The 24,593-nt window shown below is 68.3% G+C and carries 22 protein-coding genes; 14 read left to right on the forward strand and 8 right to left on the reverse strand.

Going from position 1 to position 24,593, the window contains the following annotated elements:
• From F0U63_RS20050 to F0U63_RS20080, 7 genes are all read left to right on the forward strand, one after another.
• The gene (locus F0U63_RS20050; protein ID WP_395847534.1) at positions 1–1,326 is read left to right on the forward strand and encodes a sensor histidine kinase; all 1,326 of its coding nucleotides are present in this window, start codon (positions 1–3) and stop codon (positions 1,324–1,326) included.
• Between the two features lie 108 nt (positions 1,327–1,434).
• Positions 1,435–2,184: a hypothetical protein gene (locus F0U63_RS20055; RefSeq protein ID WP_395847535.1), complete on the forward strand. Its 750-nt coding sequence runs from the start codon at positions 1,435–1,437 to the stop codon at positions 2,182–2,184.
• Positions 2,185–2,392: 208 nt separating this feature from the next.
• Complete coding sequence (locus F0U63_RS20060) at positions 2,393–3,148, forward strand: ABC transporter ATP-binding protein (RefSeq protein ID WP_395847536.1); 756 nt, start codon at positions 2,393–2,395, stop codon at positions 3,146–3,148.
• Positions 3,141–3,860 carry an ABC transporter ATP-binding protein gene (locus tag F0U63_RS20065; RefSeq protein ID WP_395847537.1) on the forward strand — a complete coding sequence of 240 codons (720 nt, stop codon included), beginning with the start codon at positions 3,141–3,143 and terminating at the stop codon, positions 3,858–3,860. Before F0U63_RS20060 ends, F0U63_RS20065 begins: the two co-directional genes overlap by 8 nt.
• Positions 3,861–3,891: 31 nt before the next feature.
• Positions 3,892–5,202, forward strand: a complete 1,311-nt coding sequence (locus F0U63_RS20070; protein WP_395847538.1) for an ABC transporter substrate-binding protein — start codon at positions 3,892–3,894, stop codon at positions 5,200–5,202.
• 10 nt (positions 5,203–5,212) lie between these two features.
• Entirely contained in the window at positions 5,213–6,100 is an 888-nt protein-coding gene (locus tag F0U63_RS20075; protein WP_395847539.1) for a branched-chain amino acid ABC transporter permease, read from the forward strand.
• Positions 6,097–7,026 (forward strand): branched-chain amino acid ABC transporter permease, encoded by a 930-nt coding sequence (locus tag F0U63_RS20080; protein WP_395847540.1) that lies wholly within the window; start codon positions 6,097–6,099, stop codon positions 7,024–7,026. Before F0U63_RS20075 ends, F0U63_RS20080 begins: the two co-directional genes overlap by 4 nt.
• 330 nt (positions 7,027–7,356) lie before the next feature.
• Here the strand turns inward: F0U63_RS20080 and F0U63_RS20085 are convergent, their stop codons facing one another.
• From F0U63_RS20085 to F0U63_RS20095, 3 genes are all read right to left on the reverse strand, one after another.
• Positions 7,357–7,833, reverse strand: a complete 477-nt coding sequence (locus F0U63_RS20085) for a DUF2019 domain-containing protein (RefSeq protein WP_395847541.1) — start codon at positions 7,831–7,833, stop codon at positions 7,357–7,359.
• Entirely contained in the window at positions 7,830–8,699 is an 870-nt protein-coding gene (locus F0U63_RS20090; RefSeq protein WP_395847542.1) for a hypothetical protein, read from the reverse strand. Before F0U63_RS20090 ends, F0U63_RS20085 begins: the two co-directional genes overlap by 4 nt.
• Before the next feature lie 841 nt (positions 8,700–9,540).
• Positions 9,541–10,308, reverse strand: coding sequence for an SDR family oxidoreductase (locus tag F0U63_RS20095; protein WP_395847543.1), 768 nt, complete (start codon positions 10,306–10,308; stop codon positions 9,541–9,543).
• A 466-nt stretch (positions 10,309–10,774) separates the two neighbouring features.
• Between F0U63_RS20095 and F0U63_RS20100 the strand changes: the two genes are divergently transcribed.
• Positions 10,775–12,433: a kelch repeat-containing protein gene (locus F0U63_RS20100; RefSeq protein WP_395847544.1), complete on the forward strand. Its 1,659-nt coding sequence runs from the start codon at positions 10,775–10,777 to the stop codon at positions 12,431–12,433.
• Between the two features lie 137 nt (positions 12,434–12,570).
• Here F0U63_RS20100 and F0U63_RS20105 read toward each other — a convergent pair whose 3' ends face one another.
• Positions 12,571–14,733 (reverse strand): Ig-like domain-containing protein, encoded by a 2,163-nt coding sequence (locus F0U63_RS20105; RefSeq protein WP_395847545.1) that lies wholly within the window; start codon positions 14,731–14,733, stop codon positions 12,571–12,573.
• A 255-nt stretch (positions 14,734–14,988) separates the two neighbouring features.
• Between F0U63_RS20105 and F0U63_RS20110 the strand changes: the two genes are divergently transcribed.
• The 3 genes from F0U63_RS20110 (at position 14,989) to F0U63_RS20120 (ending at position 17,722) form a co-directional block, all read left to right on the forward strand.
• Entirely contained in the window at positions 14,989–15,672 is a 684-nt protein-coding gene (locus tag F0U63_RS20110; RefSeq protein ID WP_395847546.1) for a glutathione S-transferase family protein, read from the forward strand.
• A 286-nt stretch (positions 15,673–15,958) separates the two neighbouring features.
• Positions 15,959–16,903, forward strand: a complete 945-nt coding sequence (locus F0U63_RS20115; protein WP_395847547.1) for a fascin domain-containing protein — start codon at positions 15,959–15,961, stop codon at positions 16,901–16,903.
• 66 nt (positions 16,904–16,969) lie between these two features.
• Positions 16,970–17,722: an alpha/beta fold hydrolase gene (locus F0U63_RS20120; RefSeq protein ID WP_395847548.1), complete on the forward strand. Its 753-nt coding sequence runs from the start codon at positions 16,970–16,972 to the stop codon at positions 17,720–17,722.
• Positions 17,723–17,738: 16 nt separating this feature from the next.
• Here the strand turns inward: F0U63_RS20120 and F0U63_RS20125 are convergent, their stop codons facing one another.
• Positions 17,739–18,770 (reverse strand): pyridoxamine 5'-phosphate oxidase family protein, encoded by a 1,032-nt coding sequence (locus F0U63_RS20125; protein ID WP_395847549.1) that lies wholly within the window; start codon positions 18,768–18,770, stop codon positions 17,739–17,741.
• A gap of 15 nt (positions 18,771–18,785) precedes the next feature.
• The gene (locus F0U63_RS20130) at positions 18,786–19,415 is read right to left on the reverse strand and encodes a glutathione S-transferase family protein (protein ID WP_395847550.1); all 630 of its coding nucleotides are present in this window, start codon (positions 19,413–19,415) and stop codon (positions 18,786–18,788) included.
• A 101-nt stretch (positions 19,416–19,516) separates the two neighbouring features.
• Here F0U63_RS20130 and F0U63_RS20135 point away from each other — a divergent pair, with 101 nt between their 5' ends.
• Both F0U63_RS20135 and F0U63_RS20140 read left to right on the forward strand, forming a co-directional pair.
• Positions 19,517–20,419: a LysR family transcriptional regulator gene (locus tag F0U63_RS20135; protein WP_395847551.1), complete on the forward strand. Its 903-nt coding sequence runs from the start codon at positions 19,517–19,519 to the stop codon at positions 20,417–20,419.
• Between the two features lie 196 nt (positions 20,420–20,615).
• Positions 20,616–21,206, forward strand: coding sequence for a hypothetical protein (locus F0U63_RS20140; protein ID WP_395847552.1), 591 nt, complete (start codon positions 20,616–20,618; stop codon positions 21,204–21,206).
• An 83-nt stretch (positions 21,207–21,289) separates the two neighbouring features.
• Here the strand turns inward: F0U63_RS20140 and F0U63_RS20145 are convergent, their stop codons facing one another.
• A complete protein-coding gene (locus F0U63_RS20145) occupies positions 21,290–22,579 on the reverse strand; it encodes an SGNH/GDSL hydrolase family protein (RefSeq protein ID WP_395847553.1) in 1,290 nt (429 codons plus the stop codon).
• 288 nt (positions 22,580–22,867) lie between these two features.
• Between F0U63_RS20145 and F0U63_RS20150 the strand changes: the two genes are divergently transcribed.
• Complete coding sequence (locus F0U63_RS20150) at positions 22,868–23,596, forward strand: RlpA-like double-psi beta-barrel domain-containing protein (RefSeq protein ID WP_395847554.1); 729 nt, start codon at positions 22,868–22,870, stop codon at positions 23,594–23,596.
• Between the two features lie 114 nt (positions 23,597–23,710).
• On the opposite strand, the gene F0U63_RS20155 is transcribed toward F0U63_RS20150, so the two are convergent.
• Positions 23,711–24,394, reverse strand: a complete 684-nt coding sequence (locus tag F0U63_RS20155) for a LysM peptidoglycan-binding domain-containing protein (RefSeq protein ID WP_395847555.1) — start codon at positions 24,392–24,394, stop codon at positions 23,711–23,713.
• Between the last annotated feature and the right edge of the window lie 199 nt (positions 24,395–24,593).

The raw sequence follows: 24,593 nt of genomic DNA on the forward strand, positions 1-24,593 counted from the left end.
ATGAGCCCCCCTCCCTCCGAGTCGAAGGCCCTGCTCCGGGTGCAGCGCAAGAATGCCTTCGTGTGCGCGGCCTTCTTCCTGGTGGGGCTCGTCCTCTACTGTGTGGTGGACGAGAACATCACCTGGCCGCTGCTCGCGCTACAACTCGGGTGCAGCGCGAGCTTCGCGGGGCTCGGCGTGGCCCTGGGCCGGGGCTGGATGTCCCCCCGGGGCACGAGGCTGAGCTCCGTGCTCATCGGCCTGGTGGCCGCGACCCTGCTCGTGCACCTGAGCGGGGGGCCGGCCAGTCCCTACTTCCAGGTGTTCGGCGCCTTGCCCTGCCTCATCGCCATGTTCAACCCGGATGATTGGCTGCCCACGGTGCTGGGGGGGGTGCTGACCCTGGGCGCGGTGGTGCTCCTGGACACGATGGGGGGCGTGTCCACGCGCCTGATGATCATGCAGTTGACGGGCTTCGCCATGTTCACGCTGCTGTCCCTCTTCGGCACGCGCACCTACCGGCGCCAGGGCGATGCGGAGCGCGAGGCCCAGCGCGCCCGGCTCCAGGCGCTGGAACAACTCGCGGAGAGCGAGCGCCGCCGGGTGCGCGCCGAGCGCGAGCGCGCCCAGATGGAGCGGCTGGTGCTGGTGGGGCAGCTCGCCGCCGGAGTCGCGCACGAGGTGAACAACCCCCTGGCCTATGTGAAGTCCAACCTGGCCTTCCTCGAGCGGGAGGCACGCGGCGGCAGGTCCCTGGAGTGCGAGGAGCTGTGCGAGGTGCTGTCCGAGACGCGGCAGGGCGTGCTGCGCATCCAGCAGATCGTCATGGATCTCAAGGGCTTCGCTCGTGCCGGTGACGGGACCGAGGAGAGCGGGCGCCTGGAAGAAGCCCTCCTGGAGGCGCGGCGATTGGTGTCGGTCCGCCTGGGCGGACGGGGCGAGGTGAGCATGAGCCTCGCGCAGGAACTGCCCGGGGTGCGGCTGGGCCATCGGCACCTGGTGCAGGTGATGTTGAATCTGCTGATCAACGCGGTGGACGCGGTGGAGTCGGCCCAACCCGCGCGACAGGTCCGGATCGCCGTGGGCGCGCGATGGCTCGAGGGCGTCGTGCGTCTGGAGGTGGAGGACAACGGTCCGGGCATCTCCCCGGAGGTGCTGCCGCGGCTGTTCGATCCCTTTTTCACGACCAAGCCGCCCGGAAAGGGGACGGGGCTGGGGCTGGCCCTGTGCCAGGAGTACGTCATGCGCAGCGGCGGCTCGCTCTTCGCGGAGAACCGCGCCCAGGGGGGCGCCCGCTTCGTCCTGCTGCTGCCCGTGACTCGGGAGCGCCCCTCGGCGGTGGCCTGAGCCGTTTCGTGTCACCCAACAGGACGCGTCCTTCGTCTTGACTCGAATGGTTGAATCCGCTTCCCTGCGCGGCTGGCGCATCGGTGCGCCCTCACGAGGGGACAGCAGGTGGCGGACGAGAAGGACCCGCGGCACGAGCGAGTGGGGCCGTTCCGGCTCGGCGGGAAGTTCGGCGAGGTGGGGCCCGAACTGGGGCACCTCTATGAGTCGCGGCATGTGGACACGGGCCAGCCGGCCGTGACGCTGCGGCCGAGCGGCCGGGTGTACTGGCTGCATGAGGGTCCCTGGCGGCTTGGCCTCTCCTGCGAGCAGGGCTCCCCCGACGTGTCGCTGACGGTCGAGAAGGCTCCGCCCTTCGCTCCCCCCACCCAGGTGGCCGACCTGCTCGTGTTGATGAGCGCCGCGTTCCGGCGCGTGGAGGACAGTCCCCGGCTCCACGCCCACTTCGCGGCCGGGCCCGTGAAGCCCCGCCGGGCGCGCCAGTCCCTGCCCGTCCTCGCGGGCGCCGCCGTGCTCGTGTTGGGCCTCGGCGTCTGGTTCCACGTCACCGCCGGTGCCCCTCCGCCCGAGCGCCCCCGCCCCACGGTGGAGATGTCCCTGGAGGCTCCGTCCTTGATCAACACCGGGGAGGCCGCCGGACAGGCCATCGCCTACCCACCGCCCCGACAGCCCTTCCGCAACCAGAAGAAGGCGCCCTGCAACACCCGGCATCAGCTCGAGGTGGAGATCAACGGCGGGTGCTGGGTGGAACTCGCGCAGAAGCCCCCGTGCGCCGAGGACCGGGCCGAGTACGAGGGCAAGTGCTATCTGCCGGTGGCGAAGGAGCAGGGCCGTCCGCCGCAATCCGCCGGGCCTTGAGCGCGCCGGGCGTGGGTTCGCACCAGGGGAACTGACTCGGCATGAATATCCGTGCGGGCGCGCACACCGGCTCCGGGGGCCTTCGTCGAGGCGGCGGCACGGTGGCGGCGAGGGGATTTTCCGGCCAGCTTTCCGCTCTTCCCTTTTCCGCCGCGCGGCTTGCCTGGACGGGACTTCCCCATCCATATTCCTCCGTCGAGGGATGGCCATGGCCGACGAGGTACTGCTCGAGACGCGGGGACTGACGAAGGAGTTCGCGGGCTTCGTCGCGGTCAAGGGCGTCGACCTGCGGGTGCGCCGGGGCACCATCCACGCGCTCATCGGCCCCAACGGCGCGGGCAAGACGACGTGCTTCAACCTGCTGACCCGCTTCCTGCCCTCCTCGCGGGGGAGCATCTTCTTCCAGGGCCGGGATATCACCCGCGCGCGTCCCGCGGCCGTGGCCCGGCGGGGCCTCGTGCGCTCCTTTCAAATCTCCGCCACCTTCCCCCACCTGAGCGTGCTGGAGAACGTGCGCGTGGCGCTCCAGCGGCAGCGCGGTGCGTCCTTCGACTTCTGGCGCTCGGAGCGGGTGCTGGGTGCCTATGACGCCCGCGCGCGCGAGCTGCTCGACGCGGTGGGCCTCGCGGGTCACGAGGGCCTGCTCGCGGCGGAGCTGTCCTACGGGCGCAAGCGCGCGCTCGAACTCGCCACCACGCTGGCGCTCGAGCCGGAGCTGCTCCTGCTCGACGAGCCCACCGCCGGCATGGGCCACGAGGACGTGGACCGCATCGCCTCGCTCATCCAGAAGGTCGCCGCCCAGCGCACGGTGCTGATGGTGGAGCACAACCTGGGCGTGGTGGCCCGCCTGTGCCACACCATCACCGTGCTCGCGCGCGGCGAGGTGCTCGCCGAGGGCGACTACGCCACGGTGTCCCGCCACCCCGAGGTGGTACGGGCCTACCTGGGGGCCGAGCATGTCTGAGGCCCCGGCTTCCCCTGCGCTGCTCACTGTCTCGGGGCTGCAGGCCTGGTACGGCGAGTCGCACATCCTGCACGGCGTGGACCTGGAGCTGCGTCCGGGCCAGCTCGTCACCCTGCTCGGGCGCAACGGCGCGGGCAAGACGACCACGCTGCGCACGCTGATGGGCATGGTGCCCCGGCGCGAGGGCTCGGTGCGGCTCGAGGGCCAGGAGACGATCCGGCTCGCCTCGCACCGCATCGCCCGGCTGGGCATGGCGCTCTGCCCCGAGGAGCGCGGCATCTTCGCGAGCCTCGACGTGGAGGAGAACCTGATGCTGCCGCCCCAGGTGCGCCCGGGCGGCCTCACGCGCGACGCCGTGCTCGAGCTCTTTCCCAGTCTGCGCGAGCGGCTGCGCAGTCCGGGCACGAAGCTGTCCGGCGGAGAGCAGCAGATGCTCGCCCTGGGCCGCATCCTGCGCACCGGCGCCCGGCTGCTCCTGCTCGATGAGCCCACCGAGGGACTCGCCCCCGTCATCGTCCAGCAGATCGGCGACACCCTGCGCCGGCTCAAGCAGGAGGGCTTCACCGTCCTGCTCGTCGAGCAGAACCTGCGCTTCGCCAGTGCCCTCGCGGACGAGCACTTCGTGATGGAGCACGGGCGCATCATCGACCGTTTCTCCCGCGCCGAGCTCGAGTCCAACCGGAGCCGGCTCGAGAGCTACCTCGGGGCGTGAGCCCCACTCCTTCCCCCGACCCGGAGCACCCATGACCTCCTCCCGCACCTCGAAGCTGGTGGCGCTCGCGAGCCTGCTGGCCGCCGCGCTGCCCTCCCACGCCCTGGCCCAGCCCAAGCCCCCCGCCAGGACGCCGCCTCCGGCCCAGGCTCCGACCAAGGCGCCTGTCCCCACGCCCGCGCCTCCGTCCGCTGGAATGACCGACAAGGTCATCAAGATTGGCGTGCTCAATGATCAGTCTGGCCTGTACGCGGACATGAGCGGCCAGAGTTCGGTGCTCGCCGCGCGGATGGCGGTGGAGGACTTTGGCGGCAAGGTGAACGGCACGCCGGTGGAGATCGTCGCCGCGGACCACCAGAACAAGCCGGACATTGGCGCGAACCTCGCGCGCCAGTGGTTCGACGTGGACAAGGTGGACGTCATCGTGGACGTGCCCACGTCCTCGGTGGCGCTCGCGGTCAGCGAGATCGTCAAGGGCAAGAACAAGGTGCTGCTCGACTCCGGCGCGGGCACCGTGGAGCTGACGGGAAAGGCGTGCTCGCCCAACACCATCCACTGGACCTATGACACCTATGCGCTGGCGCACGGCACCGGCAGCGCGGTGGTGGCGAGTGGCGGCGACACCTGGTTCTTCCTCACCGTGGACTACACCTTCGGCCAGTCGCTGGAGAAGGACGTGTCCGACGTGGTCAAGGCGAGCGGCGGCAAGGTGCTCGGCTCGGTGCGCCACCCGCTCAACACCGCGGACTTCTCCTCCTTCCTGCTCCAGGCGCAGTCCAGCGGGGCGAAGATCATCGGCCTGGCGAACGCGGGCGGGGACACCATCAACGCCATCAAGGCGGCGCGCGAGTTCGGCATCACCGAGGGAGGACAGAAGCTCGCGGGCCTGCTGGTGTTCATCTCCGACGTGCACGCGCTCGGGCTCCCCACGGCCCAGGGGCTGCGGCTGACGAGTCCCTTCTACTGGGACACGAACGAGCAGACGCGCGCCTTCTCCAAGCGCTTCGCCGAGCGCAACGGGGGCCGGGTGCCCGACATGGGACACGCGGGCGTCTATGCGTCCGTGCTGCACTACCTCAAGGCGGTGCAGGCGCTCGGCAGTGACGCGGACGGCCGCGCGGTGGTGGCGCGGATGAAGGAGCTGCCCACGGAGGATGCGCTGTTCGGCAAGGGCAGCATCCGCGCGGATGGCCGCAAGCTGCACCCCATGTATCTCTACGAGGTGAAGGCGCCCGGCGAGTCCAGGAAGCCCTGGGACTACTACAAGCTGGTGCGTACGATCCCCGCGGAGCAGGCCTTCAAGCCGCTCGCCCAGAGCGAGTGCCCGCTGGTGAAGAAGTAGAGCGCGCGCCATGCCCACCGTCTTCGGCGTCCCCGTGCAGGCGCTGCTCGGCCAGCTCCTGGTGGGGCTCATCAACGGCTCGTTCTACGCACTGCTCAGTCTGGGGTTGGCCATCATCTTCGGCCTGCTCCAGGTGGTGAACTTCGCCCACGGCGCGTTCTACACCCTGGGCGCGTTCGCGGCCTGGTTCCTGCTCACCCTCGCGGGGGTGGGCTACCTGGGCGCGCTGGTGCTCGCGCCGCTCCTGGTGGGACTGCTCGGAGCGCTGGTGGAGCGCACGATGCTCAAGCGCCTGGGCGGGATGGATCCCATCTACGGGCTGCTGCTCACCTTCGGGCTCGCGCTGGGGGTCCAGGGGCTCTTGCAGAACCAGTACGGCAGCTCGGGCCAGCCCTACGAGATGCCCGCGTGGCTCAGCGGGGGCTACGCGCTCGGCTTCATGTTCCTGCCGCGCTACCGCGCCTGGGTGGTGGGCTTCTCGGGGGTGGTGTGCCTGGCGACCTGGTTCGTCATCGAGCGCACCCGGCTGGGCGCCACCCTGCGCGCGGCCACCGAGAACCCGGCGCTGGTGCAGGCCTTCGGCATCAACGTGCCCCGGCTGGTGACGCTCACCTACGGGGTGGGCGTGGCGCTCGCCGCGCTCGCGGGAGTGCTCGCCGCGCCCATCTACCGCGTCAGCCCGCTGATGGGCGCCGACCTCATCATCGTGGTCTTCGCGGTGGTGGTGATCGGCGGCATGGGCTCCATCCTCGGCTCCATCCTCACCGGCTTCGCCCTCGGGCTCATCGAGGGTGTCACCAAGGTCTACTACCCGGAGGCCTCGAGCACGGTCATCTTCGCCGTCATGGCGCTCGTGCTGCTCGTCAAGCCCTCGGGGCTCTTCGGGAGGACGGCATGAGGCGGCCGCCGCGCTGGGTTGCCGTGGGGGGGGTGGCGGGCCTGCTCGCGCTCGCGCCCTTCACCGGCGTCTACCCGGTGTTCCTGATGAAGGCGCTGTGCTTCGCGCTCTTCGCGTGCGCGTTCAACCTGCTGCTCGGCTACGCGGGGCTCCTGTCCTTCGGGCATGCGCTCTTCTTCGGCGCCGCGGGTTATGCCACGGCGCACGCGGCCAAGGTGTGGGGGTGGCCGCCCGAGGGCGCCGTCCTCTTTGGCACCGCGGTGGCGGCGGGCTACGGGCTCGTCGTGGGGGCGCTCGCCATCCGGCGCCAGGGCATCTACTTCGCCATGGTTACCCTGGCGCTCGCCCAGATGGCCTACTTCTACTACCTCAAGGCCCCCTTCACGGGCGGCGAGGACGGCATCCAGGCGGTGCCGCGCGGCCTGCTGTTCGGCGTGGTGGACCTCGAGGCGATGCTGCCGCTGTACTACACCGTGCTCGCCGTCTTCCTGGGGGGCTTCCTGCTCCTTCAGCGCGTGGTGCACTCGCCCTTCGGCCAGGTGCTCCAGGCGGTGCGCGAGAACGAGTCGCGCGCGGTGTCGCTCGGCTACGAGCCGGACCACTACAAGCTGCTCGCCTTCGTGCTCTCGGCGGCCCTCGCGGGGCTCGCGGGCGGCATGAAGGCGCTGGTGTTCCAGCTCGCCTCGCTGACGGACGTGCACTGGCACACCTCGGGCGCGGTCATCCTGATGACCCTGCTGGGCGGGCTCGGGACGCTGCTCGGCCCGGTGGTGGGCGCCTTCCTGGTGGTGGCGCTGGAGCACTCCCTCGCCCAGCTGGGCTCGTGGGTGCTGGTGGCCGAGGGCGCCCTGTTCGTGCTCTGCGTGCTCACCTTCCGCCGGGGCCTCGTGGGTGAGCTGGGCCGCCTGTTCCGGCGCCCTGGGTAGTTCCGGAAACGAAGGACCTCAGGAGGCATATGGCAAGCTGGCGGAGCGCGACTACACAGGCCGCCCTGCTTCTCATGGCCAGGCCCCGGATGGCGAGCCAGGTTCCGTCGCGCGTCATGCCGTGTCGCGTCACTCGAATTCTCGGACACCCTCTCGGCTGTTTCGCGTCACCTAACAGGACACGTCCTTCGCCTTGACTCGAATGGTTGAATCCGCTTCCCTGCGCGGCTGGCGCATCGGTGCGCCCTCACGAGGGGACAGCAGGTGGCGGACGAGAAGGACCCGCGGCACGAGCGAGTGGGGCTGTTCCGGCTCGGTGGGAAGTTCGACTCAGCCGCCCGGTTTGTCCCGCTTACTCCCCCTGCGTCTGCCAGTCGCGGCGCGTTCCGTGAGTGGGCGGCTGCGCTTGCTGGACGGTGCCGGGCGGGCTGATTCCGGCGGCCCCGCCTCATCGTCGGCAGGGTCTAAGGCCCATGTACCCTCTTCCCAGCGTTTCAACGCCTGGGATGCTTCAAAAGGGACCAGTCCTTTGCCCTTCGCGGCTTCCTCCAAAACCGCTTTGGCTTCCGCCGTGCGATGGCGCAACAGCAGCGCCGCCGCTGACACACGCACGTCCATTCGTGGATGAGTGAAGAGCACCGCGAGAGCATCCCGTCCGGTGTTACCATGAGCCCGCAGTTTGTCAAACACGGCTAAGCACTGATCAACGTGCTTGTTCGCCGTCCTGGAATCACCTCGCCAAGCCGCCTCGGTTTCTGCCTGTACATGCCGCGCAAACTCCGCCACAAGACCTTGCAAATCAATCATGGCCAAATGCCGTTCCTGATGTTCTGAATGGCCAGCAGGCCAAATTCCCGTTGCGCTTCATAAGACTGAGTGCTGAGCCACTGCCGCACCGTCAGAATCCTTGAGCCCGTAATCCTAAGCACCTTTCTAGAAAAGAGCGCACCAACCCGTGTGTGAACCGCCTTATCTAGTGCGATGACATTCTCGGTGTTATGCAGGGCCTCGCCCCCGAACCGCTTCGCGTTGCCCGGAGTCTGCTCCACGATGTGATGCCATTCCTTTCCGGGGCCCGCCTTCCCCATAGCTGACTTGAAGCCACTAAACGACCCCCACGCCCTGTGTCCGTTCGGCAGGAGCTTACCCCGACTCGGCGCAGGATTCCCAGCGCCAACGCCCCGGGCCGCCATGGCCACGGCATGAGGCGCCAACACCACGCGGATCGTCTCCTCTGGCACAGAGACAATAAGGCACTCGGCTCCGGTTGCCGTCTCCATCAGGCCCAACCCAGTACGAGTCGCGACTCTCTCCGACGCTTGCGTGAATCCAGGGAGCTTCGGGGCCTTGGAAGCAAGGGCCATCGTTTCACCTATCGCCGCCGTCCCAACGATGACGAGAATCCGCACACTGTTGGGACCGATGACACGCCCGAAACGCTCGCCAATCTCGCGCAACTCCGCAAAGGTAGAGGCCCGGGGCGCATCCTCGTAAAGCTGCGCATAGGCCCGCAGCAGGTCGAAGAATTCATAACCGAGATAGCCCCACAAGGCGGCGCTAAACACCAGGGCCGCGCCCTTTGTTATCGGCTCGGGCACTGGCGCCATCAGCAGCGCCATATAAGCCGTGATGCTAATGCTAATCATCGCGAGCATTCGTGTGGGGTCGAGCATGGCCCGCACTTCCGCGTTTACGCCTTCCAAGGCTGGCCCAACCGCCAGGGCAAGTGCAAGGCTTCGCATGTCATCATCCTGGAAGTGGGACCCATCCTCAAACAGCGTCAGGCAATCCCCTGGAGTGCCGCACCGCTCGCAAAACTTCCCATAGGTCCGAGCCAGGTCTGATTGCCAGGCGTTGCCGCTCAAGGGCGCGGAAGCCAACGCCAGCCTACGGCCCACATACAACGGGGGGCGGGGCGCGGCCACCCGAAGCGGCATGTTGAGCCAAAGCGTTGTCATGGTTGCCGAAAACTCGGCGTCACTCACCTGCACCGGCGCGAAGTCTGTTGGCAGCTTGGTAAATATAGCCTCTTCCCGGCCCCCGCCTTCGGCTTCCGACTCCAGTGCCCACGTCTCGGGCGAGTCGTGCGGCGCGCTCGGGGGGGAACGGTACGCCGCGCCCATGGGGGCCCCCGTGGCGCACGCTGTAAACAACATCAGCGCAGCCAGCGCCAGCGCCCCCACGCGCAAGGGCCGCCGTGTGTCCACGGGGCGAGTATCGATAGAACGCCTAGACATTGCCGCACCTCTCCGGGCGATCCGCCCGAGCTGGAAGGCCAAATCCGCCGATTACAGAGAGCGGAAGACAGCTCGGTCAAGACGCCGGGTCTGGTGAGGCGCTGGGCGCCTATCAGGCAGGTTGTGTTTCCCTCGGACCGGATGGCGCGGCGGCATTACTCACGCACCTTCCCTTGCTCTCTCACTTGCTCTACAGGCGGGAACGTGACGTTCCCGAGGGTTACGGTGCCCCGGGAGGGTGTCAAAGCACTTGAGCAGCACGAGCTGGAGCGACAGCTCAGTGCGCGGTGAAGCCGCCATCAACCGGCAGGCCGACGCCGATCACGAAGCTCGCGCCCGGACTGCATAGCCATAGCACGGCGGCCGCGACCTCCTCGGCTCGGCCGAGGCGGCCGATCGACTGCTGCTTCAGGATCTCCTCCATCGCATCCGACTGGCCCTTCAGCATGTCCTGCACCATCGGCGTGTCGATCGTGCCGGGGCAGACCGCATTGATACGGATGCCGCGCGGTGCATACTCCACACCGGCGCTCTTGGTCATGCCGAGCACGGCGTGCTTGGTGCCGTGGTAGGCCGCGCGCTGGGGTAGGCCGACCAGGCCGCCCAGCGACGAGCAGTTGACGATCGCGCCCGACCCTTGCGCGCGCATGACGCGCAGCTCGTGCTTCATGCATGCCCAGACGCCGAATTGGTTGACCGCCATCACGCGCTGGAAGTTCTCGGCCGGTTCGTCGGCGGCATCGCTCGGCGGCACCTGGATGCCGGCATTGTTGAACGCCATGTCGAGCCGGCCATATTCGGCGACCGCCCTATCGACCGCGGCGGCGACTTGCGCCTCGTCGGTCACGTCGCAAGTCACGCCGAGCGCGATGCCGCCTTCCTCGACGATCTTCGCCGCTTGCTTCGCGGCAAGAACTCCGTCGCGGTCGGCCAGCACCACGGATGCGCCGGTCTGTGCGAAGGCGCGGGCCGTGGCGAGCCCCATGCCCATCGCGGCGCCGGTGACCAGGGCCACCTGACCCTTGAAATCGTACGTGGGATTCATGTCGAGTCTCCGATCTCTTGATGTCAACAACAGGAGTATGCGCTCGCACTCGGTGCTGAACCAGGCGTCGCCCGCTTCATGGGCTGTTAAGCGGCGCATTACAGTGCCGGCTCCGTCGCACGCGCTGCGCGGCCCCTCCGGCCCTCTTGCCCCCAGCCCGTGTCGCGGCTGCGCTGCAAGGCCACGACGCGCTCGCGGGAGCGGGCGGGACCCGACCTGTATTGTTTCGCCCCGATGGAAGGTGGCCCCTTGGGGTGCTACGCCTTGCGATGACCATGCATCCCAGACGCCGATTGCCCGCCCGAGGCCCCGGCCCACTTTCCAAGTGGTCAACCTGGGATTGACCTGCCGGATGGGAAGACGTGTTTTCCCAATGAAGCATGTTATCGGCTCCAAATATTTGATAAATAACACGTGCGGACAGGCGTCTCTCGCCCGCTGACCCCCTGCCCAGGAGCACGTTCAGATGAGCCGACCCGTAATTCACGAGAAGCGCTGGCATGGAATGATCCCCCAGACCCTGACCGTCTGTGGTCTGTGGCTGTCCACGGCGTGCGGCGGTGACACCGCCGTGCCCGAGACCCCCGCCGGGATGAATGCCCAGGCGCAGGCGGTGGAGGGCGACAGCTGCGACCCCGACACCATCCCGCCCGTCCTCACCTGCGACGCGGAGGCCATCGAGGAGTGCGGCGGCTACCTCACCGAGCCCGCGAACTTGGAGTTTTCAGACAACTGCGGCCTGCAATACGTCGACTACACCTACCCGACCTACAAGATGCCGGGTGACATCTCCATCTCCGCGTTCGCCAAGGATTTCGGCAACAACAGCAGCTCGTGTACGACGGTGTTCCATGTCCTCGATACGTTGCCCCCGGATGTCGACCTGTTCGGTCCGTCGGAGATCACCCTGAGCGTCGGTTCGGAGTACGTCGAGTACGGAGCCGGGGTGTACGACCTATGCATGCACGGCAGTTACGGGGGATGGAGCCTGTCCCGCCCCACGACGGGCACGGTCAACACCCAGGTCCCGGGCACCTATGTCCTCACCTACTCGCTGACGGACCACTCGGGCAACACGGGCACCGCGACGCGCACGGTGAAGGTGGTCGCCTCGACCCCCACCTCGACGCAGACCGCCAGCACGACGCAGTCGCGGCTGCGCCACACCGCCACCTTGCTGGGCAATGGCCGGGTCCTGGTGGTCGGCGGCTATAGCCGCACCGCCGAGGAGTACCACCCCAGCGCCCGGACCTGGGCGGCCGTGGGCGCCCCCCTCGCCACGCACCGCGGGCACACGGCCTCCCTCCTGGCCGACGGCACGGTGCTCGTCGCGGGAGGCACCAAGGTCAGCTCCGCCAGCGTCGAGGAACTCTACGATCCCGCCCAGGGCCAATGGTCGCGCACCGGCCGCATGAGCACCCCGCGCTATGATCACACCGCCGTGGTGCTGCCCGACGGCAAGGTGCTGGTGGCGGGCGGAGGCACGAGCGAGAGCTCCGGCGGCGCGCTGGCCTCGGCCGAGCTCTACGATCCCTCCACGCGCCAGTGGTCCGCCACGGGCCCGCTGTCCGCCGCGCGCCGCAACCACACCATGACCCTGCTGCCCGGCCTGGGCGTGCTCGTCACCGGTGGAGTGGGTGCTGACGGTGCCCTGCTGTCCTCCGCGGAGCTCTACACGCCCTCCACCGGGACGTGGACGAGCGTGGGGGCCCTGCGCACGGCCCGCTCCGCTCACACGGCCACCCGATTGAACAACGGCCAGGTGCTGGTCGTGGGCGGACTGACCCAGGACTCGTCGCTCAGCGCCACGTCCGAGCTGTTCGATCCCGCCACGCTCACCTGGACCCCGGCCGGTTCGATGATCTCCCCGCGCCAGAGCCACACGGCCACCCTCGTGAAGGGCCAGGTGTTGGTGACCGGCGGCTACAACCCCCAGACGGGCATCCAGTACTCCTCCGAGCTCTACTCGCCGGGCGCGGGCTGGAGGGGCTACCAGTCCTTCATGTACCAGGATCGCTACAAGCACACGGCCACGTCGCTCGACGCGGACACCGTGCTGCTCGTGGGCGGCTACAGCAACGCCGACCCGAACGCGACCTCGGCGGAACTCCACTTCCAGCCGTGATCCATGCGCGGGGCGGCCCATCCCACCCGGGCGGGCTCTCACTTCGGAGCCCGCCTCGCGCCGGCGGCCGCTCGACAGCGTGGACCCGGTAGCCCTTCCCGCGAGCATCCTGGCGGGAAGGGCGTGCTCGGGGGAGCCTAGCGGAGCACCGTGAGGTCCACGCGGTCCGCGGTGATGACGTATCCGGACGAGCTGGCGTTCTTGCGGCCGGAGACGGTGACCTTGAGGGTATGGGAGCCCGCGCTCAGCACGGGGCTGGTCCACAGCGGCTTCTGCTCCTGGCGGGTGGCGGAGTAGAAGTCCACGTCCACCGCCGTGCCATTGTCCACCGACACCGAGGCGATGCCGTGGTGCGAGGCCACCGAGCCGTACAGCTGCGCCCGCGTGCCGGAGAAGCGCACCACATAGGAGGAGCCCGTGGTGTTCGAGAAGTGGTCATCGCTCTGGAACTTGCCGGTGCCGGTGCCCGCCTCCCAGGTGCCGGTGTACTCGAACTGCTCCAGGCCCGTGCCCACCACGCTGTCATTGAGCTGCACCACCACGGCCTGCTCAGAGGCCGTCACCGTGACGGTGGCGCTCGTGCCCACGTTGCCGGCGGCATCCACCGCCTTGGCCACCAGCGCGTGCTGGCCCGCGGTGGCGCTCCAGGTGAAGGAGTAGGGCGAGGAGGCATCCTCGGCCAGCTTCGCCCCGTCCACCCACAGCTCCACCTTCGCCACGCCCACGTTGTCGCTGGCGGAGGCCTGCACCGTCACGCTGCCCACGGCCACGGTGCTACCGGTGGGCTGGGTGATGCTCACGCTGGGAGCGGTGGTATCGCCGCCCTGCGTCGCCCGCGTCAGGTCCACGCGGTCCGCGGTGATGACGTATCCGGACGAGCTGGAGTTCTTGCGGCCGGAGACGGTGACCTTGAGGGTATGGGAGCCCGCGCTCAGCACGGGGCTGGTCCACAGCAGCTTCTGCTCCTGGCGGGTGGCGGAATAGAAGTCCACGTCCACCGCCGTGCCATTGTCCACCGACACCGAGGCGATGCCGTGGTGCGAGGCCACCGAGCCGTACAGCTGCGCCCGCGTGCCGGAGAAGCGCACCACATAGGAGGAGTCCGTGGTGTTCGAGAAGTGGTCATCGCTCTGGAACTTGCCGGTGCCGGTGCCCGCCTCCCAGGTGCCGGTGTACTCGAACTGCTCCAGGCCCGTGCCCACCACACTGTCATTGAGCTGCACCGAGTCGCCCGTGGGGGGCGGCGGCACCGACGCCAGCGGGTAGTCGCGGATCATCGGGAGCATCGGATCGTTCGGCCCGAAGTTGAGCTCGCAGCCGGTGACGTTCGCCGCCTGCCACGTCCACACGAAGACGCCCGCCGCTCCGCCCGCGAGGTACTGCTGGAACTTCTGGCGCATGGCGTCCCGGCGCTGGGTGCGGTTCGTCCGGCAGCCGCTGTCGGCGGCGTTGATGCCCGTCTCTCCGACGATGAGCGGCTTGTTCAGCGCGTTCATCGCGTTGATGGCGGGCGCGAAGTGCGGCGAGACGATGGTGTTGCCGTTGTTGTAGTCGTAGTCGTACTCGTGGAGGCTGCCCACGTCCACGTTCGGCACGTCGTGGATGGACTGGAACCCGGACTGGCCTCCGTAGGCCCACGGCGCCCATGAGCCCGAGCTGATCAGGTGGTTCGGATCGATCTGCTTGATGGTCGTGCTGACGTCGTTGAAGAAGGCCTTCAGGGTGGTGTTGTCGGTGTCACCCGGCTCGTTGATCAGCTCCCACATGCCCACGGAGGGCGAGTTCGCGAAGCGGGTGACGACCTGCTTCACCCAGGGCACATAGTTGGTCTTGTACCCGCTGGAGTACCACGAGCTCTGCTTGCCGCTGCCGTCCGAGCCGTTGTAGCCGTCCCACTCGCCGCAGTAGCTGCGCCCATCGGCCAGGGTGAGGATCAGCTTCTGGTTGTACTTCTCGGCCGCGGCCACCACCCGCTCCAGGTTCGCCAGGCCCTGAGGCTTGAACGCCCAGGCGCGGGTGAGCCCGTTGGGTCGCAGCCCGGCGAAGAACGCATCGAGCTGCGCGTCGTTGGGCGCCGCGCCGCAGCCCGTCAGCGGGAAGGCGTTCAAGCCCACCATCTGGTACGGCGCGCCATTCAGGTACAGCTGCTTGCCCTGGCGGTAGAGGAAGTTGGCCGGCGCCAGCGCGCGCGTGCCCGTGAGGAGCTCCTCCTCTCTCTCCTCCAGGGGCGCGTTGCACGCGGCGAGGAGGGACAACACGATGAATCCAGTGAGTCGATGACGGATGGGAAGGGTGTGCATGCGTTGCTCTCGGATGAGGAAAAGGACCTCGCGGCCTTGCACGGGCCTGGAGCAATCACAGTGCCATCCATGCACCTCATGAATTTCGAGGATTTATGGTGTTCGTTGCTCGCTCCCTGTCCTCTCCTCAGGACAGGACCTGTTCACTCGAGTGGACAGGTCCGTTCCTCACGGTGGCGCTCCCCAGGAGGTCGATATTTCGTGGTTTCTGTACAATGGTTCGGAAGCCTCACGCCCGGTGAAGGGTTCACGGGCGTGAGGCGTCGACCCTCTCACCGTTCGCTGACGATGCGCATCCTCTTCCACTTCCAGATCTCACCCTTCGCCCGCCGTACCCGCCTCGCACTCGCGCACAAGGGGCTCTCCGTCGAGCTGCGTCACGTGCGTGCCCACCCGGAGTTCCTCGAGGAGTCGCGCCGCCTCTCCCCACTCAAGACGACCCCCGTCCTCGTCGAGGAGGATGGGCGGGTCCTCGGGGACTCGACCGCGATCTCCCACTACCTCGATCGGGCCTACCCCTCGGCTCCGCGGCTCTGGCCTTCAGAGCCCGAGGATGCGCTCGCCGTCTTCGAGATCGCCTCGCTCGTCGACGTCGCCCTGAACACCATCGCGGATCTCGGCGCCCGCTACCACGCGCTTCACTCCTCCGAGGCCTGGCGTGACGTGAAGACCGAGGCGATGGAGCGCGCCCAGCGCGCGCTGGACGCATTGGGCCAGCGCGTCTCGGTGCTCTCGCGTCCCACCATCGCCCGGAGTGGCTGGTCGGCGGCGGACATGTGGCTCGTCACCGCGGAACACTGGCTCGCCACGTTGCCCCAGCGTGCGCCCAAGTACCCCGTGCTCGCACAGATGGTCTCACTCGGTTGGCGCCTGCCCCCGGAGCTCTCCCGCTGGGCCGATCAGCACCGCGACCGGCCCGACGTGCGCGCGCTCGGCTAACGGAAGTGCTCGGCCGCGAGGCGCCTGAAGCCCTCCGAGCCAAAAAGAATTCTTGGTCTCCGAGGCAACCTATTCCTGGATTCCAAAAAAACAAGCATGCCAATTGGAGGGAGCACCCATCGATTCCGATGACCCGAATACAGCGGCGAGAGTCTCTGTAGCTGTCAGGGCAAACATCGACCTCCACCCGTTCAACAAGGCAGGACTCATGCTCCATTTCGAACGTTCAAGGCTGTTGCTTCGTGCCGCGTGCTCGGCTCTGGTTCTCACGGGCGCGTGCACTCCGGTGAGCAGCTCGCCTGACGGGCAGGACGACGTCACAGAGGCCGCCTCGAGTCCGTTGCTCACCTCCGGCGTGAGCTTCAAGACGGTGCTCGGTGGCCGCTATGTGGGCGCTCGAAACAACGGCGGCGGCGAGGTGATCGCGACGGCGACGGTCGCGCAAGCGTGGGAGAAGTTCACGATCGATGACCTCAATGGCGGGGCCCTCGAGAGTGGAGACTCGATCTTCATCATCGCGGGCACCGGGCAGTACTTCCAGGCCGCGAACGGCGGCGGCTCGACGCTGAACGCCTCCAGCTGGAATCGCCTCGGCTGGGAGACGTTCCGCATCGTCAAGAAGAGCGGGAGCGGCCCGATCGTCAACGGCGACATCGTCGGTCTGCAGACGGTCACGACGGGCCATTGGGTGTCGGCGGAGAACGGCGGCGGCAGCACGGTGTTCGCATATGGCGCCGCGTTCGACTCGTGGGAGCAGTTGACGATCTCTGGCTTGTCCGGAGGCACGACGCCGCCTCCTCCCGGGACGGGCTGTGACGCTCCCGGCCTCGTCTGGAAGACCGCCAACAAGACCAACTACACGTCGTACCCGGATCCGGGCAGCGAGGAGTGCACCAAGTACAACGGCTGCACGTGGGCAGGGCAGTTCGCGGCGTGCGAAGGGAAGAAGCCGGAGGCGTGGGTGGCGGCGCACAACATCGCCGCGGTGTTCCCCAACATGAACGCGCTCAAGCTCCATGACCTCTGCTTGAAGTCCGGCTCGAAGACCATCGTGGTCACCGTGCTCGACACGTGCGCCGACTCCGACTGTTCGGGTTGCTGCACCCAGAACAAGGGGAACGCCGACGCGCTGATCGACCTCGAGAGCTATACCAACGAGCGCTGGGGGGTCCCCGACGGCAGCATCCAATGGGCGGACCTCGGTCCGACCAAGGGGAGCGGCTGCAACTGATTCCATTTCACCTGCTTTCGCACCAATGTCTTTGCCGCGACGGGGCTCGGTGATTAGGCTCGCCCCGTGCGACTCGAGACAACAATCGTGGGCAACGGGCCCCGCCGCATCGGACTGGTGCACGGGCTCGGTGTCGATGCGTCCACCTGGGAGCCGTTCATCGAGCAGCTCCGCGCGGCGGGCGACGTGACGGTTTTCGCGCCCGATCTGCGCGGCCATGGCCGCAGTCCGCGGGCGGACTCGTGGTCGCTCGCCGAGTTCGCCGACGATGTCGTCGAGACCCTCCCGGGTGACCTCGACGTCGTCGTGGGGCACTCCCTTGGAGGCGCGGTGCTCGCGGCCGCGGTGGAGCGTTTGCGGCCCGGCCACGCGGTGTACCTGGATCCAGGCTTCCAACTGGGCCTGCCAACCTCCGGGCTTGGCGGCCGGCTGTTCTGGGCGGTGCCGAGCCTGACGCTCGGTGTCGCCGCGCTCCTTACCGCGCGCTCGAGCGCGGCGGCGCGCAAGGGCTACCCGGAGCGCACGCGGCGCCTCATGGAGGACGCGACGAACCGCTTCGACAGGCGGATGGCGACGGGCATCTTCCGCGACATCGCCTTCCATCCGGTGGCCGCCGCCAGGCCCATGGTGCCGTCCACCGTCGTGCTCTCCAAGGACAGCAAGGCCGTGTTGCCAGAGGCTCTTGCCTCGGCACTGGTGGGGTTCGGATGGGATGTGCGCAGGCTGCCCGACCTGCACCACGACATGCATCTGCAGGATCCAGCGGCGACGTTCGCGCTGCTGCGGGACGTGCTGCTCCGCCAGGCGGAGCGCCGGTAGCGCCCCCCTCGCCGTGCTACGGCCCGAGCTCCTTCCAGGAGCCGGTGGCGCCGAGCTGCGGAGCGGGCTGTGCCTCGGACCATCGCAACGGCACGCCGTCCTCGATCCACGTGCCTTCCGTGACGCGGAAGCGCAGCAGCCGCTCCGCCCCCGTGAAGGCCTCGACCTCGGGCCCCTCCCAGACGATCTCGGTCTCACCGGTCAGCGACAGGAGCCCACCGGTGGCGAAGTCGACGAACAACAGACCCGCACGTGGGTTGAGGACCAGGTTGCCAAACGTATTGAAGAGAAAGTTGCCGCTGAAGTCCGGGGCCGTCAGGACGGTGCGGCCGTCCTCCTCCGTCACTCGCACGAAGCCGGGCTTGCCACCGCGATGCGAGACATCGACACCTTCGACCGGCTCGTCCCCGCGCGCGGCCGGTGACGCCGTGGCGATGAAGAACGTATCCGCGCGGTCGATGAGCTCGACGCTCGCACCAGACAGCCGCGGGCCTTCCTTCCGCACGGGTCGCGGCTCCGTGACACGGGAGGGCTCGGCCACGAAGACGGGCTCCCGTGCCTGGATGTACCGCGGGCAATTGCCGAAGCTCTGCTCGACCCGGACGACGAATCGGCCCTCGCTGCTCTCCACCACCGTTCCGTTCATCCGGTTGCGGCGGCGCGTCTCGAGCTGGATACCGAGAAGGCCCAGGGGCGCGCCCGGGAGGAGGTTCTGGCCCAGGGCATCTCCGAAGCCGGGGAACGCGGAGACCACGAGCGTCCGCGGGTCGGGCGAGGCCACGAAGCCCGGCCGGCCCACGAGGAGGGAGGCCCATGGACGCCGCTCACCATCCAGACTGCCCACGAGCAGGAAGGGCAGCTCGCGGAACAGCTCGCGATGCTGCTCCGGCATGAACGAGCGGATGACCTTGCGCCCGATCTGCTCGAGGCGGGCACGCATTCCGGCCCGCTCCTGGATGGCCTGCTCGCCGACGTGGAAGGGCGACCGTTCGTGGGACCAACCCGGCAGCGGTGCACCGGGGATGTTCGGTGGGGTGCTCTGGGACATGTCAGGCTCCAGGGTTCAGGCCGCCAACTGCGTCCGCGGCATCGGCACGAAGCCGGGCAACGCCTCGATGCGCGCGAGCCACGCCCGGACGTTGCCGTAGGGCTCGAGGGACACGCCCCCCTCGGGGGCGTGGGCGGTATAGGAGTAGAGCGCCACGTCGGCGAGGGTCGGTGCCTCCCCGACGAGGAAGCTCCTGGGGGCCAGATACGGGTCGAGCACCGAGTAGAGCTGGGTGGCGATCGCCTTCGCGCGCTCGGCGTCGAGCTTCGCGCCGAACACGGTGACCAGGCGCGCCGCCGCGGGACCCGACGCGAGCGGCCCGGCCGCGATCGAGAGCCACTGCTGCACCCGCGCGGCCGCGACCGGCTCTCGCGGAAGCCAACGCCCCGAGGGATCGTACCGCGTCGCGAGATAGACGAGGATGGCGTTGCTGTCGGCCAGCGCCACCTCCCCGTCCTCGAGCACCGGCACCTGGCCGAACGGGTTCCTGGCCAGGAATCCGGGCGTCTTGTGCTCCCCCTTGGCGAGATCGACGTCGATGAACTCCGACGGGAGCTTCAGCAGGGACAGGAACAGCTCGACCCGGTGTGAATGGCCAGACAGGGCGTAGCGATAGAAACGGAGGGGACGGACGGGAACGGTCATGGGCGATGAGCCTCGCTTTCGAAGGGAAAGATGCTCGTTGCCGCCCGTGAGCGGAATGCGCGTTCTTGACAAGGCACCGTTCCACCTCGCGGAATGATGGTGTGGACCGACTCGAGACCATGCGGGTGTTCGTCGCGGTGGCGGAAGAAGAAGGCTTCGCGCCCGCGGCCCGGCGCCTCGCGATGTCACCGCCAGCCGTGACCAGGGCCATCGCCGCGCTCGAGGAGCGGATTGGCACCCGCCTGCTGCATCGCACGACGCGCATCGTGCGCCTGACGGAGGCGGGCAGCCGGTTCCTCGCGGACTGCAAGCGCATCCTCGGGGAAATCGAGGAGGCCGAGGCGTCAGCGGCGGGCTCCCATACCGAGCCACGCGGGCAACTCGGGGTGACCGCGTCCATGATGTTCGGGCGGATGTTCGTCGCGCCCATCCTCCTCGACTTCCTGGCCCGGCATCCGCGCGTCACGGCGAAAACGCTGCTCGTCGATCGCGTCGTGGACCTCGTGGATGAGGGGCTCGACGTCGCCGTGCGGATCGCTCATCTACCGGATTCGTCGTTGAGCGCGGTCCGGGTGGGTTCGGTGCGGCGGGTGGTGTGCGCCTCTCCCCGGTATCTGGCCGAGCACGGCGTCCCACGCACCCCGGCCGAGCTGTCGCGTTTCGACGCGGTCACGTTCTCGTCCACCGCCTCACCGCAGGCCTGGTCGTTCGCGTCGGGGACGAGGGTCCAGACGGTCAGCCCCCCCACGCAACTGATCGTCAACACCGCCGAGGTCGCGATCGCGGCAGCGGTCGCCGGGCGAGGGGTGACCCGGGTGCTGTCCTATCAGATCGCTCCGGAGCTGCTCTCGGGGAAGCTCCAGATCGTGCTCGAGGAGTTCGAGCCTCCGCCCATTCCGATCCACGTCGTGTACCTGGAGGGCCGGCGTGCCCACGCGCGGGTGCGTTCCTTCGTCGATTTCGCGGTCGACCGGCTCCGGTCCGAGAAGTCCTTGAACGGGTGAGGGTGGTGTCTCTTGAGTCCTCGGTGCGGGTAACACCTCTCGTTCTGTCCATGCGGCGGCCCGCCCCGAGCTTTCATGGCGGGCCGCTGTGCTTCACCCGCCTCTGCACAGCTTCTGCACGGATATTCCTCCGAAGCATCGCTTCCAACCGCGGTGGGGAGGATTAGTCTTTGCCAACATTCACGGAGGCACGGACATGGCAGACGTCTATGAACAGGGTCGCGGGCAGCGCACGCAGCGACTGCGGATCTTCGCTTGGGCATGCGCCGGGGCGCTGATGTTGCTGCCGCTGGTCGCCATGCAATTCACCGATGAGGTGAAGTGGGACGGGGCCGACTTCGCGTTCTTCGGCGCGCTCCTGGCCGGCGTCGGCGGCACCTATGAGTTGCTGGCGAGGAAGACCCGCAGCGCCGCCTACCGCGCCGCCGTCGGCGTTGCGCTCGCGGGCACGTTTCTCCTCGTCTGGTTGAACGCCGCCGTCGGGATCATCGGGAGCGAGGACAATGACGCCAACCTGATGTTTGGTGGAGTGCTCGCCGTTGGCGTCATCGGTGCCATCCTCGCGCGCTTCCATCCGGCTGGCATGGCGCGCGATTTGTTCGCCATGGCGCTCGCCCAGGTGGTGGTGGCCCTCATCGCACTGATCGGCGGCGCTGGCGCCGGTGCGCCGAACTGGCCGGGCGGCCTGCTCGTGCTGACGGGCTTCTTCGCCGCGCTGTGGCTCGCCTCCGCCCTGCTGTTCCGGCGAGCGGCACGAGAGCAGAAGCCGACAAACGCAGCGGCCTGACCCACCCATGACGTCCGCTCTCGAGCGCTCACTGGCGCGAGCGGCCCTACGGGCGTCGCTCGCGCGCTGGAGCACGGGTTCCCCTACCGGAACAAGGCCAGGTCGATGGCATTGGCCATCGCCTCGTAGCCGGCCCCGTTGGGGTGCAGGTGGTCACCGCTGTCGTACTCCGGACGCAGTTGGAGCGGGTCGGCCGGGGCGCGCATGGCCGCTTCGAAGTCGATGATGCCCTGGGCCTGTGCGGTGTTGGCGCGAATCCAGGCATTCACCGCCTGCCGTTTGGCCTCGGTCTCCTGGTTGTAGTACGGCGCGGCCATGCCCTTGAGCGGGAGCAGGGTGCCCAGGAACACCTCGACGTCGCGCGCCTTCGCCTGGTCCACCAGCGTCTGGAGCCCGGCGATGATCTCGTCGGCCGTCACCGCCTGCGCCGGTACGAAGCCTCCGAAGCCGATGTCGTTGATGCCGAGCAGGATGATGGTGTGGGTCACCCCCGTCGTGCCCAGCACGTCACGCTGGAAGCGGTCCACTGCCCGGGCCCCGATGACGTCGTGGAGCAGCCGGTTGCCCCCAATGCCCTGGTTGACCACGCTGAACCCTTTCAGCGCCGGGTCGGCCGCGACGCGACGCGCGAGGAAGTCGGGGTAGCGGTTGAGCGCATCCACGGTCGACCCCGCGCCGTCGGTGATGGAATCCCCGAAGGCGACGATGACTCCGCGGGCATCGTCGTCGCGCACGTCGATGCCGCTCACCCAGTAGTACGACTGCCGTGTCTCCGTTGGGGTGAAGGTCGCGCTGCCGAGGGCGTTTCCGGCCGCGACCGAGATGGTCTGCTGTCCCTGCGAGTGCACCGTCGCCACGGGCGTCGTCTGGGGCACGTACACGGTGACCGCCACGTCCGTCTGGGACGGGAGCGAGAAGCGCGTCTCGTCACTCCAGACCTCCTGGCCGGCGGGGACTGTCACGGACTCCTGACCACCGAAGCGCAGGACGGTGTCCGTGGTGGCATTGATGGATGCGCCGCCGGTGCCGCGGGCGATGTGCACGCCGCCGAGGGTGAGTGGAGCAGTGCCGAAGAGATTCGACACCCTTACCCGGACTTTGTCCCCGCCGGCCGATACCCGCATCACCTGCCGTATGGATTGGTCCTGGAATGATTGCGGCTCCGGTGGCGGTACCCCCGGCACGGGAATGGTCTCGTTGTAGTTCTGCGGTGCGGCCGTCCAGGTGGCCTGCAACCGCCGCGCATCGTCGTCGTCGCAGGCGCTCAGGCCGGCGGCGACGCACGCGGCGGCCATGAAGCCGAAGAAGCGCCGGCGGGTCACCGCCCGCGGCCAGAGACGGGGCAGGAGGTCTTTCGTGGGGATGTCTTTCATGAAGGGTTCTCCTCCCCCAGAGCGGGTGACGTCGTCGGCCGCTGCTCGGGGCACTGGGGTTCGATGTGACCCGAATATCGTAGCAAGAGCCTCTAGAGCCGGGTGGCAAGACTCCACCTTCATCCAATCAAGGCAGGCTCCATGCTCCATCGCAGACATCCAAGGCTTCTCCTTCATGCCACGAGCGCAATCCTGCTCTCCATGAGCGCGTGTGATCTGGCGAGCGGTTCGTCTGATGGGCAAGACGACGCAACAGCGGCCTCCTCGAGTGCGTTGCTCTCCTCCGGCGTGAGTTTCAAGACGGTGCTCGGCGGCCGGTATATTGGCGCCCAGAACAATGGCGGTGGCGCGGTCCTCGCGACGGCGACGGCCGCGCTGGAGTGGGAGAAGTTCACGCTCGAGGACATCAACGGCGGGGCCCTCGAGAGTGGGGACACGATCTTCATTCGCGCGGGAAACGGCCAGTATTTCCAGGCCGTGGACGGGGGCGGCTCCACGCTCAACGCCGCCACCTGGAATCGCCTCAGCTGGGAGACGTTCCGCATCGTCAAGCAGAACGGGAGCGGCGTGATCTCCAACGGCGACATCGTCGGATTGCAGACGGTGACGACCGGCCATTGGGTGCTCGCGGAGAACGGCGGCGGCGGCACGGTGGCCGCGTATGGCCCCGCGCTGGGACCGTGGGAGCAGTTGACGATCTCTGGCTTGTCGCAGGGGGGTGGAGGCCCCATCGCCACGTGCAATGTGACCTGGTACGGGGCGGAGGGCGAGATTCCCGAGGGATGGCCGACCGCCAGTGGTGAGCCCTTCCACCGCATGGCGCTCAAGGCCGCCCACAACTCCCTGCCGTTTGGTACCCAGGTGAGGGTGACCTACCAGGGCAGGTCGGTCACGGTGACCATCAATGACCGCGGCGGCTTTGGCCCCCCGGTCTGTCTGGACCTCACCTACGGCGCCTTCTCGGCGATTGCCAATACTGATCTGGGCAACGTTCCCATGCAGTACGAGATCCTCTGACGGCGCGGAGTGGGCGGGTCCCCGCATGAGCGCGCGCCGCCAAGGAAAAGGGCCCCAGGTTCCAGGAGAACCGGGGGCCCTGACGTCGCGACGGTGCTCCGCCGGACGGCGGAGCTACATCGTCGGCATGAAGATCTTCAGCCCGGTGCGGCCACCGGCGCCCAGCGTGTTGCGCTCGATGAAGTCGCTCACGGACGAGCGGCCGTCGCCGGTGGTGATCGCGGTGTGGCCGTAGATGCTGCCCGCGCGTGTCGAGGTCTTCTCCCAGGTCAGCACGAGGCCCGGAATCTTCAGCGCCTCCTCGAGCGACATGTTGACCTGCTTGAACTTGTCACGCGGCAGGTTGTTGTCGATCTGGTTGCCGTTGCCCCAGACCTTGAAGCCGAAGGCGTTCTGGATGGCCTTGCTCACGCCGGTGGCGCACAGGCCCTGGCTGTTGTACCCGCCGATGCTCATCGCGGCCGCACGGCCCGCGTCCGCGAGCCTGCGCATCGCGGCGGTCGCCTGGCCCGGACTCCCGGCACCGCGGCTCCCCTGGACCTGCCCGCCGCCTTGCGAGCCGCCGCTGCGCCCCGCGCCGCCCGAACCCCTCGTGCCGCTGCCGCCGTGGGCTCCTCGGCCCCTGGCGGGCTCGAAGGTGTCCCTCCCGTCGTGACCGGGGATGCGCAGCGTCCTTCCCGCGTAGATGAGGTCCGGGTTGGCGATCTTGTTGACGCGCGCCAGCTCCGAGACGCTGGTCTTGTACCGGGCGGCGAGCGCCGAGAGGGTGTCGCCTTGGCGGATGCGATGGATGGACATGTAGGTCTCCTGGAGCAATTGTCGCAACGGGCGCCTCGGAGTTTCGTCCGAATTTCTCAGGCTCTTAAATTTTGCCCAGGCCACGGCCTCCCCAGTTCCAATTCTCGCGAAAACCGGAGTCCTTTCCGGGGCATCCGGAGTGGAGCCCTCACGGAGAAAGGGCTGGCCGGGTCACTCCCGGATCCGCGAGGGTTGACCG

This window comes from Cystobacter fuscus, from assembly GCF_044360685.1.
GTDB lineage: Bacteria > Myxococcota > Myxococcia > Myxococcales > Myxococcaceae > Cystobacter > Cystobacter fuscus_C.